The organism is Ciceribacter sp. L1K23, from assembly GCF_018122705.1.
In the GTDB taxonomy this organism is placed as follows: Bacteria; Pseudomonadota; Alphaproteobacteria; order Rhizobiales; family Rhizobiaceae; genus Allorhizobium.
Genome location: NZ_JAGRRC010000001.1, coordinates 19,224 through 32,115, shown reverse-complemented (window position 1 = coordinate 32,115; position 12,892 = coordinate 19,224). Strand labels below are relative to the sequence as shown.

At 57.9% G+C, this 12,892-nt stretch carries 11 protein-coding genes; 9 read left to right on the top strand and 2 right to left on the bottom strand.

The annotated features are described in order from the left end of the window. Nucleotides 1–11: 11 nt before the first annotated feature. On the bottom strand, nucleotides 12–776 hold the full coding sequence (locus J5J10_RS00150; protein WP_211928324.1) for an IclR family transcriptional regulator: 765 nt from the start codon (nucleotides 774–776) through the stop codon (nucleotides 12–14). Nucleotides 777–1,021: 245 nt separating this feature from the next. Here J5J10_RS00150 and J5J10_RS00145 point away from each other — a divergent pair, with 245 nt between their 5' ends. Next, entirely contained in the window at nucleotides 1,022–2,539 is a 1,518-nt protein-coding gene (locus J5J10_RS00145) for an altronate dehydratase family protein (RefSeq protein WP_211928323.1), read from the top strand. 9 nt (nucleotides 2,540–2,548) lie between these two features. Here the strand turns inward: J5J10_RS00145 and J5J10_RS00140 are convergent, their stop codons facing one another. Further along, complete coding sequence (locus J5J10_RS00140) at nucleotides 2,549–3,490, bottom strand: LysR family transcriptional regulator (protein ID WP_211928322.1); 942 nt, start codon at nucleotides 3,488–3,490, stop codon at nucleotides 2,549–2,551. A 173-nt stretch (nucleotides 3,491–3,663) separates the two neighbouring features. Between J5J10_RS00140 and chvE the strand changes: the two genes are divergently transcribed. From chvE to J5J10_RS00100, 8 genes are all read left to right on the top strand, one after another. Beyond that, nucleotides 3,664–4,734, top strand: a complete 1,071-nt coding sequence (chvE, locus tag J5J10_RS00135) for a multiple monosaccharide ABC transporter substrate-binding protein (RefSeq protein ID WP_211928321.1) — start codon at nucleotides 3,664–3,666, stop codon at nucleotides 4,732–4,734. A gap of 118 nt (nucleotides 4,735–4,852) precedes the next feature. Next, nucleotides 4,853–6,388 (top strand): multiple monosaccharide ABC transporter ATP-binding protein, encoded by a 1,536-nt coding sequence (mmsA, locus tag J5J10_RS00130; protein ID WP_211931088.1) that lies wholly within the window; start codon nucleotides 4,853–4,855, stop codon nucleotides 6,386–6,388. After that, on the top strand, nucleotides 6,388–7,599 hold the full coding sequence (gene mmsB / locus J5J10_RS00125; RefSeq protein ID WP_208552273.1) for a multiple monosaccharide ABC transporter permease: 1,212 nt from the start codon (nucleotides 6,388–6,390) through the stop codon (nucleotides 7,597–7,599). Before mmsA ends, mmsB begins: the two co-directional genes overlap by 1 nt. A 10-nt stretch (nucleotides 7,600–7,609) precedes the next feature. Next, nucleotides 7,610–8,575, top strand: coding sequence for an AraD1 family protein (gene araD1, locus J5J10_RS00120; RefSeq protein ID WP_211928320.1), 966 nt, complete (start codon nucleotides 7,610–7,612; stop codon nucleotides 8,573–8,575). 47 nt (nucleotides 8,576–8,622) lie between these two features. Beyond that, nucleotides 8,623–10,368 (top strand): L-arabinonate dehydratase, encoded by a 1,746-nt coding sequence (gene araD, locus J5J10_RS00115; protein ID WP_208552275.1) that lies wholly within the window; start codon nucleotides 8,623–8,625, stop codon nucleotides 10,366–10,368. Nucleotides 10,369–10,379: 11 nt separating this feature from the next. Next, a complete protein-coding gene (locus J5J10_RS00110; RefSeq protein ID WP_211928319.1) occupies nucleotides 10,380–11,306 on the top strand; it encodes a Gfo/Idh/MocA family oxidoreductase in 927 nt (308 codons plus the stop codon). 12 nt (nucleotides 11,307–11,318) lie between these two features. Continuing rightward, nucleotides 11,319–12,233 carry a 2-dehydro-3-deoxygalactonokinase gene (locus tag J5J10_RS00105; RefSeq protein ID WP_211928318.1) on the top strand — a complete coding sequence of 305 codons (915 nt, stop codon included), beginning with the start codon at nucleotides 11,319–11,321 and terminating at the stop codon, nucleotides 12,231–12,233. A gap of 12 nt (nucleotides 12,234–12,245) precedes the next feature. Then, nucleotides 12,246–12,878, top strand: a complete 633-nt coding sequence (locus J5J10_RS00100; RefSeq protein ID WP_211928317.1) for a 2-dehydro-3-deoxy-6-phosphogalactonate aldolase — start codon at nucleotides 12,246–12,248, stop codon at nucleotides 12,876–12,878. Nucleotides 12,879–12,892: the final 14 nt, after the last annotated feature.

Genomic DNA, 12,892 nt, shown 5'->3' with positions numbered 1-12,892 from the left:
CTCAGAGAAACTCATGCGATCGACAGTCGTTGGGCAAGATCCAGTAGTTGTTCCAGAATAGCGGTTACGCTAATCCGCTCAGCGCGGTCCATACGTTCGGTAAAGGCGCAGGTAATAACGGCGACGGCATCGCCATTAGGTTCCCTTATCGGAGCCGTGATATCGACCAGTCCTCGCAGCTGCTGGCTGTCCGCTATGCGATAGCCTTGGTGACGAACAGCGAGAAGCTCGGGCTCGACGCTTCGCAGCTTTTCCAGTTTGTCAGAGCCACGCCAAATTGCCAGCGTGTCCTCCCGCCGTTGCAGGTCCTGAAAGGCGAGCAGCGTCAGACCAGAGCCGGTCGTCAGCAGATCAAGCCTTGAACCGACATTGACCCTGAATTCCCAACTATCGACCGGGCTCGCTTGGGCCACCACCAGTCCTGCACCGTTGTATGGCACCACGAGGTGGCAAGACTGCTCCACCTCTCTTGCGAACTCGTCCATAAGGGGCATGGCTTTGGAGACAAGTCTTCTGACGGGCGGATGCCGATGGGAGAGGACGAACAGTTTCATCGTCAACTCGTATCTGTCTCCTTCGGCCGAACGCGAGACATAGTGACGAGCGACAAGGCGTTCGAGCATCCGATAAATCTCCGATGGACTGCGACCCATCGCACGAACAATTTCGGCACGCGTCAGACCCTTGGGCTGCTCGGCAAGGAGTTCCAGGATATCCAGTCCCTTGTCCAGCGCTGGTGCCCTATAGCGATCGGGGGCGGTCTTTCTCTCTTCCAAAATATGCGTCCTCCGCTTTCGCTTAACGTTCCGGTCAATTCAAATAACACCCAATGGTGATTGCAAGTCCAGTTCATTTTTGAATATAATGTGCATATGTAAACGGTCACCGGTTGGCATCCTGGTCGAATTTCGGACTATGGGTGCTTTCGAGCCGCCCGCTTCGGGCGAAGGTAATGAGTTGAAATGGCCGGCAGCCCCGCGACTGCGGGACGCTTGACGCCATCAAGTGGAGGAAGGCACCAATGTCACAAGCGAGTATTCGTCTACACCCAAGCGACAATGTCGAGATTGCTCTACGGGACCTCAAAACGGGCGACTGTCTGAGCGAAAGTGGCGTTGCTGCGGCGCAGACGATTATGCGCGGCCATAAGGTAGCTTCCACCACGATAGCCGCAGGGCAGTTCATCCTGCGTTACGGGCAGGTCATCGGTGTTGCCATGAGCGACATTGCAGCCGGCGATCATGTGCATGTCCACAATATCGGGATGTCGGATCACTCACTCGACTACGCCTTCTCCACTGATGCGCGAGTGCTGCCGGCCATCGCCGAAAGCCGAACATTCCAGGGTTATCGACGCGCGGACGGCAGGTTTGGCACCCGAAACTATGTGGCAGTCCTCACATCGGTGAACTGTTCGGGCAGCGTCGCGAAATTCATCGCAGAGGCTGCGGAGCGGTCCGAGTGGTTCAACGCGTTGGAGAATGTCGACGGCATCGTGCCGATCGTTCATGGGTCCGGCTGCGGCATGTCGGGCTCGGACGAGGGATATGCAACGCTCTTTCGCACCCTTTCTGGCTACGCGCGCAATCCCAATTTCGGCGGCATTCTGCTGGTCGGCCTTGGATGCGAGGTCATGCAAGTTCCGGAACTGGTTGGCAAGGACCGCCTTCGGCCCGACGGCAATTTTCGCTACATGACCATCCAAGCGACGGGTGGCACCCGCAAGACAGTTGAAGCAGGGGTGGCCATGGTTCGCGAACTCGCGGAGGAAGCGAACAGGATAAGCCGGCAACCGGCACCCTTGTCAGAACTGATGGTGGGTCTTCAATGCGGAGGTTCGGATAGCTATTCCGGCATCACCGCAAACCCCGCTCTCGGTTATGCCTCTGATCTTCTTGTCCGCCATGGAGGCACAACAATTCTGTCGGAAACGCCTGAGGTTTACGGGGCGGAGCATCTTCTCACCCGCCGCGCGATCAGTCCGGACGTCGGGCAAAAGCTCGTGGAAAGAATCGATTGGTGGAAGGACTATACTGCCCGAAACATGGGAGAGATGAACAACAATCCCTCGCCCGGCAACAAGCGCGGCGGGTTGACAACCATACTGGAGAAATCGCTGGGCGCCGTCGCTAAAGGCGGAACAGCACCGCTTGTTGGCGTCTACAAGTTCGCCGAGCAGATCAACACGCACGGGTTTGTCTTCATGGATAGCCCTGGCTACGACCCCTGTTCGGTGACGGGCCAGATCGCTTCCGGTGCCAACCTGATAGCATTCACAACCGGCCGAGGTTCGGTATCCGGCTACAAACCCGCACCTGGGATCAAGCTCGCCACCAATTCCGAGATGTATGAGCGCTTGTCCGAGGATATGGACATCAATTGCGGCGACATCGTTGATGCTGGGGTATCGATTGAAGAGAAAGGACGCGAGATATTCGAGCTGTTCATCGCCGTTGCCTCGGGAGCAGAGACAAAAAGCGAGGCATTGGGTTTCGGCGGAGCCGAATTTGTCCCGTGGCAAATCGGTGCGGTAATGTGAGACGGCACATCACATACGTCCCCTCTCTCGAAATTCTGTCAGTACGAAGTCCTTGAGCCGTAGGGCAATCGTCGACATTCGTTTGCCCTTCAGCGTGATGAGGTGATAGGGCTCCACTTCGATGAGTTGCCGCATGTCGAGCGTCTTTAGGCCAGCGATACGGGCATCGTGACAAAGAAGGTCGGAAACCTCGCGTGACATTGGGGCAATAGCATTCGACGATGACAGCAAAGCGATCATTACCAGCAATGACGTCGTGTTGATGATATTCGGAGGGATGGGGGCGCCGTTGGCAATGAACACATTCTCCACCGCCCGTCTGACTGGCGCGCCGGGAGCTTGCATCACCCAGGGAAAATGAACGAGGTCGAACACCGAGAGGTCGGCGGTATCAGCGAAAGGATGCGTATGGTGAACAAGCAGCTTCACCTCTTCGATCCTAAGACCGATCACGTCGAAATGACGCACATCGAAACCGGACGGCAAGCGACCAAGTATGAAGTCGTGATGCCCCGCGATCAGTCCATTCACCAGTTGGTCGCTTGGCGCGACGTCCACGTGAATATCGACCGCCTCGGCTTCCTCCTTCAATGCCTGCATGGCGGGAACGACGTAACCGACCGCGCCGCCCGTAACCGCCCCCACCCTGACCGTGCCCGCATGGCCGCGCCTGATCGCCTCGATCTCCCGCGCGGCCTCCCTTATTTCTTCAAGGAGCGTTTGGGCACGTCGGGCGATCGCATGACCGACCTCGGTCGGCTCCATTCCCTTTGGCGTGCGATGAAACACTGGCACCCCCACCAGTCGCTCGATCTCCGCGAGCATGCGCGAGGCAGCCGGCTGCGTTAGCGCCAAAGCGCTTGCGGCAAGACTCAATTGCCCTTTTTCGGCAATCTCCCTGACAAGACTGAAATGTTTCGGCAGGAGCCGAGCGCCCAAAGGTTCTGACATCAGCCATATATCAAAGTTGGTATGCACAAAGTCAAATTATTCATTTGATCGGCATATGGGGCTCGATAAGAGTCGGCCCCGGAGCTGGGGGCCGCGCTTTTTCGGCCACTCGTTCTTTTCTTAGCGAGCCCAGGAGGAGCTTGGACTCGCACGGTTTGACCAGGGAGGTTACCATGAAGAAATTTGGCACCCTGATTGCCTCGTTCGCAATCAGCATCGCATCCTTTACGCCCGCTGCCTTCGCGCAGGACAAGGGCATGGTCGGTATTTCGATGCCGACGAAGACGTCCACGCGCTGGATCTCCGATGGCGAAACCATGGAGAAGCTGTTCACGGAAGCGGGCTATACACCGGATCTGCAGTTCGCAGACGATGATATTCCGAACCAGCTCGCCCAGATCGAAAACATGGTGACCAAGGGCGCCAAGGTTCTCGTGATCGGCGCCATCGACGGCACAACCCTCTCCGACATCCTGCAGAAGGCCGCAGATGCGGGCGTAAAGGTCATCGCCTACGACCGCCTGATCCGCGACTCGGGCAATGTCGACTACTATGCCACCTTCGATAACTTCCAGGTTGGTGTTCTCCAGGCAACGAGCCTCGTGGACGGCCTGAAGGAGCGTTTCCCGGACGTCAAGCCGTGGAACGTCGAACTCTTCGGCGGCTCTCCGGACGACAACAACGCCTTCTTCTTCTACGATGGCGCTATGTCAGTCCTGCAGCCCCTGATCGACAGCGGCGACATTGTTGTGAAGTCTGGCCAGATGGGCATGGAACAGGTTGGCACTCTGCGTTGGGACGGTACGGTTGCCCAGGCCCGCATGGAGAACCTTCTCTCCTCGACCTACACGGACGATCAGCTGCACGGTGCCCTTTCGCCGTATGACGGTCTCTCCATCGGCATCCTGTCGGCTCTCAAGGGCGTCGGCTATGGCTCTGGCGATATGAAGATGCCGATCGTGACCGGCCAGGACGCGGAACTTCCGTCCGTCAAGTCGATCCTTTCGGATGAGCAGTACTCCACCGTCTTCAAGGACACTCGCGAACTCGCGAAGGTTGCCGTTTCGATGGTCGAAGCCCTGATGTCTGGCGGCACGCCGGAAATCAACGACGACAAGACCTATAACAACGGCGTCAAGGTCGTACCGTCCTACCTGCTGAAGCCGGTGGCAGTCGACAAGGCCAATGTTCGCGACGTTATGGTTTCGTCCGGCTATTACACCGCGGAGCAGATCGACAACTGATACCTGTTGTCATCAAGGGGTCCGCGGCATCGTCGCGGACCCATTTTTCATGAAGGCTGAGGGAGCTTGCGTTGGGGTCCCGATGTATAGGCATCGAGCCGGCGCTGGAATTCTGCACATGAACAATATCATTCTGGAGATGCGCGGCATCACCAAGACATTTCCGGGTGTGAAGGCCTTGGACAATGTCAGCTTCAAGGTGAAGGAAGGCGAGATACACGCTCTTGTGGGCGAGAATGGCGCTGGCAAGTCCACGCTCATGAAGGTCCTCAGCGGCGTTTATCCGGCTGGAACTTACGACGGCGAGATTCACTACGACGGTAAAGTTCGTAACTTCCACAACATCGCCGACAGCGAAGAAATCGGCATTATCATTATTCACCAGGAGTTGGCGCTGGTTCCTCTGCTGTCCATCGCCGAGAACATCTTCCTTGGAAACGAGGTAGCGACCAAAGGAGTTATCCAATGGCCGCAAACCTTCGCAAAAACCAAGGAACTGCTGGCGAAGGTCGGATTGAGGGACGCCCCCACCACACGCATCACCGACATCGGCGTCGGCAAGCAACAACTGGTCGAGATCGCCAAGGCATTGTCGAAGAAGGTCAGGCTTCTGATCCTGGATGAACCGACTGCGTCGCTGAACGAGACGGATTCCGATGCGCTGCTCACACTCCTGATGGAGTTCCGCAAGCAGGGGCTCACCTCGATCATCATCTCGCACAAGCTCAACGAAATCCGGAAGGTGGCCGACCAGATAACGATTCTCAGGGACGGCGGAACAGTAGAAACGCTGGACTGTCACACGCAGGAGATAACCGAGGATCGCATTATCAAGGGAATGGTCGGTCGCGACATGGAAGATCGCTATCCGCCGCGTGACCCGAAGATCGGCGATATGCTGCTCGAGGTGAAAAACTGGAACGTGTTCCATCAAAACCATCGAGATCGGCAGTTCCTCCACGACGTGTCCTTCAACGTGCGGGCAGGAGAAGTTGTCGGCATCGCCGGGCTGATGGGCGCTGGTCGTACCGAGACCGCCATGAGCATCTTCGGCAAGTCCTGGGGTCATAAGATTACCGGCGAAGTCAAAATGCACGGTAAGCCCGTGGATGTGAGCACAATCCGAAAGGCGATTGACGCAGGCCTCGCCTATGTCACTGAGGATCGGAAGCATCTCGGGCTCGTCCTGATGAATAACATCAAGGAAAACACCACACTGGCGAACCTCAACGGTGTCTCTGCAGGCGGCATAATCGATGACCGGGCAGAGGCGCGGGTTGCTTCCGACTACCGGCAGAAACTCCGTATCCGGTCCCACTCGATCTACCAGGAGGCCGTGAACCTTTCAGGTGGCAATCAGCAGAAGGTCGTTCTGTCGAAGTGGCTCTTCACCAATCCTGAAGTTCTTATTCTCGACGAGCCGACCCGCGGTATCGACGTCGGCGCAAAGTTCGAGATCTACACCATCATCAACCAGCTTGCAGCGGAAGGTAAGGGCATCCTGATGATTTCATCGGAAATGCCTGAACTGCTCGGCACCTGCGATCGCGTCTACGTTATGAACGAGGGACGGATTGTGGCCGAACTCTCGAAACAAGAGGCAAGTCAAGAGTCCATCATGCGTGCCATCATGCGCTCTGGGGAGAAAAACTAATGGCGATCGACACAAGAACCGAAGCCCCCAAGGTATCCATCGGCGACTACCTTCGCCGAAACATTCGAGAATACGGCCTGTTGCTGGCGCTTGTCGTCATCATGGTTCTGTTTCAGGTGCTGACCGGCGGCGTGCTGTTCCGCCCAGTCAATATTACCAACCTGGTCCTCCAGAACTCGTTCATCATCATCATGGCGCTCGGCATGTTGTTGATCATCGTGGCCGGTCACATCGATCTTTCTGTGGGGTCGATCGTTGCTTTTATCGGCGGGATATCCGCCATCATGCTGGTCAAATGGGGCTGGCATCCGGCGATCGTCGTGCCATTGTGCCTGATCATCGGCGCCGCCATGGGCGCGGCTCAGGGCTACTGGGTAGCGTACCAGAAGATACCTTCCTTCATCGTCACGCTCGCCGGCATGCTGGTATTCCGCGGTATGACATACGTTGTGCTAGAAGGCCGACCTATTGGCCCCTTCCCGAAGGAATTCCAACTCCTGTCAACTGGCTTCGTCCCGGATTTCCTTGCTTTCGGAGATGCCGCAGACGGCTTGATCAAGAACTACTTTGCGTTGGTCGTCGTCATTGCACTGGTGGCTTACGCCATCTACGCTGGCATGAAGAACCGCCGCATCAATGATGCGCACGGCACCGAAAATGAGCCGTTCGCATTCTTCGTCGTCCAAATGGCGATCATAAGCGCAGTCGCACTTTTCCTCGGCTTTCAGCTGGCAACCTATCGCGGTTTCCCGAACGTCCTGGTCGTCATGGCGGTATTGATCGCTCTCTACTCTTTCGTCACAACACGGACGACGATAGGCCGCCGCATCTATGCTCTTGGAGGCAATGAAAAGGCCGCAAAACTGTCCGGCATCAACACCGAACGACTCACCTTCCTGGCCTTCGTCAACATGGGTGCGCTTGCAGCTCTGGCAGGCATGATTATTGCGGCACGACTGAACTCCGCGACCCCGAAGGCAGGTGTCGGCTTTGAGCTCGACGTGATCGCGGCATGCTTTATCGGAGGCGCATCGGCTTCAGGGGGCGTCGGCAAGATCACCGGCGCGGTGATCGGCGCTTTCATCATGGGCGTCATGAATAACGGCATGTCGATCATGGGCATTGGCATCGACTACCAGCAGTTGATCAAGGGCCTCGTGCTTCTCGCGGCTGTCTACTTCGATGTCTACAACAAGAACAAGGCAGTTTGAGGAATATCGGATGTTTCTGTCTCAATTGAAGGCCGGTGGCGTCATTTGCCGCCATGGCGAAGTGGCGACGATCGTGCCAGGCGTTTCCTCGACCTATGAACTCGCTCTGGCTGCTATCAAGGCCAACTCTTCGCTGAAAGTCGTGATCGAACAGCGCGGCAAAGGGGAAACAGTCAACCTCCCCGACCTCGCTGCGGCTGGCAAACTCGACTGCCCCGTCCGGCATCCGGACGCGGCTCACATGTACCTGACAGGCACCGGGCTCACCCATACCGGCTCTGCATCGGCTCGTGACAGCATGCATGCGGATACGACCGGTATGAGCGATTCCATGAAGATGTTCCGCATGGGCATCGAAGGGGGGAAGCCGAAAGCTGGCGAGACCGGCGTACAGCCGGAATGGTTCTACAAGGGCAACGGTGTGATGGCCGTCGCACCTGGCGACGATCTCGTGTCTCCGCCTTTTGCGCTGGATGGCGGCGAGGAGCCTGAGCTCGCGGGCTTCTATGTCATTGGCGAGGACGGGACGCCTTTCCGACTCGGTTTTTCGGTCGCCAACGAGTTTTCCGACCACGTGACGGAGAAGATCAACTATCTCTATCTGGCGCACTCGAAACTGCGGCAGGCCGCGTTCGGCCCCGAGCTATTGGTCGCTCCTCTCCCGGATCACGTCGAAGGCACATCGCGTATCCTTAGGGATGGCAAGGTCCTTTGGGAAAAGCCTTTCCTTTCAGGCGAGGATAACATGTCCCACACCATCGCCAACCTGGAGTATCACCACTTCAAATACGCGCTGTTCTGCCAGCCGGGCGACCTGCATGTGCACATGTACGGTACCGCGACGCTTTCGTTTGCCGACGGCATAAGGACCCAGGAAGGCGACGTCTTCGAAATCGACGCTCCGCAATTCGGTTTGCCACTGCGCAATCGCCTCTCGCGAGCAGCCGAGAAGCCGCTGACCGTCAAGATGCTGTGACGCCTGGCCGCTTTGGGCGGCTCTGAAACTGGACAGAGAAGAACATCATGAGTGCTTTCAAACCGGCCCCCTGGCCCCGCAAACTTAGATCTCAGCACTGGTATGGCGGAAATTCGCGCGACACGATCTACCACCGCGGCTGGCTGAAGAACCAAGGCCATCCTCACGACCTTTTCGATGGACGGCCGGTGATCGGCATCCTCAACACCTGGTCCGACCTGACACCCTGCAACGGGCATCTGCGAGAACTGGCGGAGAAGGTGAAGGCCGGTGTGTGGGAAGCAGGCGGATTTCCCGTTGAAATTCCGGTGTTCTCCGCGTCGGAAAATACGTTCCGTCCGACAGCCATGATGTACCGCAACTTGGCCGCCCTTTCGGTCGAGGAGGCCATGCGCGGCCAGCCCATTGATGGCGCCGTCCTTCTGGTTGGCTGCGATAAGACCACGCCGTCACTCGTGATGGCCGCCGCGTCCACGGACCTGCCGTCAATCGTCGTCACCGGCGGCCCGATGTTGAACGGCTACTTCCGTGGCGAGCGCGTTGGGTCGGGAACCCATCTCTGGAAGTTCTCTGAGGCCGTGAAGGCGGGCGAGATGTCTCAGGATGAGTTCCTGGAAGCGGAAGCTTCGATGTCTCGCTCCAGCGGCACCTGCAACACCATGGGCACCGCATCCACGATGGCTTCGATGGTGGAAGCGTTGGGCATGGCCCTTTCCGGTAATGCTGCCATTCCAGCCGTCGACAGCCGGCGCAAGGTAATGGCGCAACTCTCCGGCCGCAGGATTGTGCAAATGGTGAAGGACGACCTCAAGCCGTCCGACATCATGACGAAGCAGGCTTTCGAAAACGCCATTCGCGTAAACGGTGCCATTGGCGGTTCGACCAACGCAGTCGTCCATCTGCTCGCTATGGCAGGCCGTGTCGGCATAGACCTGACGTTGGACGATTGGGACCGGTTGGGTCGAGACATTCCGACTATCGTCAACCTCATGCCTTCAGGTGAATACCTGATGGAAGAGTTCTTCTATGCCGGCGGTCTACCCGTTGTCATCAAGATGCTTGGCGAGTCCGGAAAGTTGCACAAGGACGCGCTGACCGTCTCCGGCACCAGCATATGGGAAGAGGTCAAGGACGTCCGGAACTGGAACGAGGATGTCATCCGCCCGGTCGAGCGTGCGCTTACTCAGCAGGGCGGCATCGTCGTCCTGCGGGGTAACCTCGCGCCGAAGGGGTGTGTCCTGAAACCGTCGGCGGCCTCGCCACACCTGATGAAGCATCGCGGTCGCGCTGTGGTGTTCGAGGACATCGATGACTACAAGGCCAAGATCAACGACGAAACCCTCGACATCGATGAGACCTGCGTCATGGTCATGAAGAACTGCGGTCCCCGCGGTTATCCTGGTATGGCAGAGGTCGGGAACATGGGTCTCCCACCGAAGGTGCTCCGCAAAGGCATCACCGACATGGTTCGCATCTCCGACGCACGCATGTCCGGAACTGCATATGGCACGGTTCTGCTGCACACATCGCCGGAAGCAGCGCGCGGCGGTCCGCTCGCGATCGTGGCAAATGGCGACTTCATCGAAATCGACGTCGAGGCGCGGAAGGTACATCTCGATATCTCCGACGAGGAAATGCAGCGCCGCCTCGCCAACTGGCGTCCGCCGGTGGAACCGCCGGCAAGCGGTTATGCGCGCCTGTATCACGATCACGTCGAAGGCGCTGATACTGGTGCGGACTTCGATTTCCTCAAGGGATGTCGCGGCTCGGAAGTCGGCAGGGACTCTCACTAAGGAATATGACGATGAAGCCCGTTTCCCTGGCCCTGGTTGGCGTCGGCAAGATTGCGCGCGACCAGCATATTCCCTCGATCGCCGGAAATACGGCGTTCAAGCTCGATGCCGCAGTCTCGCGTCATGGACGGATCGAGGGGGTTGAGAACTTCACCGACTTCGACGAATTCCTCAAGTCTCGTCCCGACGTTACGGCGGTTTCGCTATGCACGCCGCCTGAAGTTCGCTTCGACATGGCCGCCAAGGCTATTTCCGCGGGTCGCCATGTCATGCTCGAAAAGCCTCCCGCTGCCACCATCGGCGAGGCCGAGGCGTTGTCGGAAATGGCACGGAAGTCGGGCGTCACACTGTTCGCAACGTGGCACTCCCGCTTCGCCACGGCGGTGGCACCCGCCAAGGCCTGGCTATCCGGAAAGGACATCACGGGGATCAAGATAATCTGGAAGGAAGATGTCCGCCGCTGGCATCCGGGTCAGGCGTGGATCTGGGAACCCGCCGGCTTCGGCGTCTTTGACCCCGGCATCAATGCTCTCTCCATCTTGACCGCCCTTCTTTCCGATCCGGTAATTGTGGAAAAAGCCAGGCTCGAAGTTCCGTCCAACAAGCGGCAACCCATAGGCGCAACACTGCGGATGCGCAGCGCCGCCGGAGTTCCAATCTCCGCCGATTTCGATTGGCGTCAGGAGGGCCCGCAAACCTGGGACATCGAGGTCACCACCCGCGAAGGCGTGCTCCGGCTCTCCAAGGGCGGCAGCGAAATGTATGTCGATGACAAACTGACGGGAACCGGGCCGGATCGGGAATATGCTGGAATCTACGCGCGTTTCGCCGAGCTTCTGCAAAACGGAGAGTCCGACGTTGACTTCCAGCCTCTTCGTATTGTCGCTGACGCCTTCCTTTGCGGGGAAAACGTGCTGACCGATGAGTTCTTCGATTAAGGCGTGGCCAAAATGAGTGAGCCATTTGTAGCGGCCGTCGATTGGGGAACCAGCAACTTTCGTGTCTGGCTCCTCGACGGCGATGGTATTGTGCTGGCGGAACGGCAGTCGGCCGAAGGCATGCAAGGGCTGGCGAAAGACGAGTTCGCTGGAGTCCTTGATCAACATCTCGCGGAACTCAAAGCTGGCGCCGATCTCCCCGTCGTAATCGCGGGCATGGCCGGTGCGCGCACAGGATGGATCGAGGCAGCCTATCTCGCCGTCCCTGCAAATCTAGATGCGCTCGCGCATGGGGCGGTGAGGGCGCCACACTCCGCACGGCGGGTCTACATCCTTCCCGGAGTGTGCCAAAGAGCCCCCCGTGCATACGACGTAATGCGCGGCGAGGAAACGCAATTGGCGGGCGCTTTGGCGGAGGGCCACCAGAACGGCATTTTTTGTCTGCCGGGCACACACAGTAAATGGGCGTGCCTTGAGGACGGAGTGCTCACTGGTTTCACCACTATGATGACGGGAGAACTGTTCGATCTGATCAGCCGACAGTCGATCTTGCGGCTCTCCGTCGACACCTCGTCAAACACTGGGCTCGACATGTCGGCCTTTTCCGACGCGGTAAGAGAAACGTTTGCGCAGGGATTTTCGCTGATGTCTGCGCTTTTCTCGATCCGCGCGGGTGGTCTTTTAGCTAACGTGCCACCTCCTGCAGCGACCGCGCGTTTGTCTGGTCTTCTGATCGGCAGTGAGATATCTGCGGCGCTTAAGATGTTTCCCGACAAGAACACTGTTTATCTCGTAGGCTCGGAACGCTTGAACGGGCTTTATGGTGAAGCGTTGCGGATCGCAGCGCGGCCCTCAGTGGTGTTGGATGGTGCAAAGCTGGTTCGCAGAGGACTGTTTGCGGCCGCCGAAACCCTTTTCTCCAGGTAATGAAGGTCCTCCATGTCTCAGGTAAAATGGCCAAATCTCAAGCGAAATCTTGTCGCGATCCTTCGAGGAATAAAGCCTGAAGAGACGGAAGCTGTTGTCGGCACGCTGCTGGAAGCAGGCTTTGAGGCCATAGAGATACCGCTAAATTCACCGACACCTTTCGTTTCGATCGAGAAGGCGAGGAAAATGGCGCCAGCCGAAAGATTGATTGGCGCAGGGACAGTCCTGAAGATTGAGCAGGTTCAGCAGTTGCGGGATTGCGGCGGCGACCTTGTTGTCACTCCGAACACAAATCCGGAAGTTATCCGTGCGGCATCGGCCTTCGGTATGGTCACGATGCCCGGGGCCTTCACCGCGACTGAAGCCCTTCAAGCCGCGGAGGCCGGAGCCTCGGCACTGAAGTTCTTCCCAGCGAGCGTGCTTGGTCCGGAAGGTATAAACGCGATCAAGGCAATTCTTCCGCCGGATGTTGCGCTGGGTGCGGTAGGCGGCGTGTCGGAAGTTGATTTCACCCGGTACCTGAAAGTCGGCGTGACGTGTTTCGGACTCGGATCAAGCCTCTACAGACCGGGAGACGATGCCACAATCGTCGGTCAGCGCGCTCGCAACGTGATCGCTGCCTATGATGAGGCTCTGTCAGCCTAAGCATACCAGTTCTG

Excerpts from the sequence above, each read along its gene's own strand:
- J5J10_RS00145 (WP_211928323.1), top strand. The coding sequence starts at position 1,022 with ATGTCACAAGCGAGTATTCGTCTACACCCAAGCGACAATGTCGAGATT.
- J5J10_RS00140 (WP_211928322.1), bottom strand. The coding sequence starts at position 3,490 with ATGTCAGAACCTTTGGGCGCTCGGCTCCTGCCGAAACATTTCAGTCTT.
- chvE (WP_211928321.1), top strand. The coding sequence starts at position 3,664 with ATGAAGAAATTTGGCACCCTGATTGCCTCGTTCGCAATCAGCATCGCA.
- mmsA (WP_211931088.1), top strand. The coding sequence starts at position 4,853 with ATGAACAATATCATTCTGGAGATGCGCGGCATCACCAAGACATTTCCG.
- mmsB (WP_208552273.1), top strand. The coding sequence starts at position 6,388 with ATGGCGATCGACACAAGAACCGAAGCCCCCAAGGTATCCATCGGCGAC.
- araD1 (WP_211928320.1), top strand. The coding sequence starts at position 7,610 with ATGTTTCTGTCTCAATTGAAGGCCGGTGGCGTCATTTGCCGCCATGGC.
- araD (WP_208552275.1), top strand. The coding sequence starts at position 8,623 with ATGAGTGCTTTCAAACCGGCCCCCTGGCCCCGCAAACTTAGATCTCAG.
- J5J10_RS00110 (WP_211928319.1), top strand. The coding sequence starts at position 10,380 with ATGAAGCCCGTTTCCCTGGCCCTGGTTGGCGTCGGCAAGATTGCGCGC.
- J5J10_RS00105 (WP_211928318.1), top strand. The coding sequence starts at position 11,319 with ATGAGTGAGCCATTTGTAGCGGCCGTCGATTGGGGAACCAGCAACTTT.
- J5J10_RS00100 (WP_211928317.1), top strand. The coding sequence starts at position 12,246 with ATGTCTCAGGTAAAATGGCCAAATCTCAAGCGAAATCTTGTCGCGATC.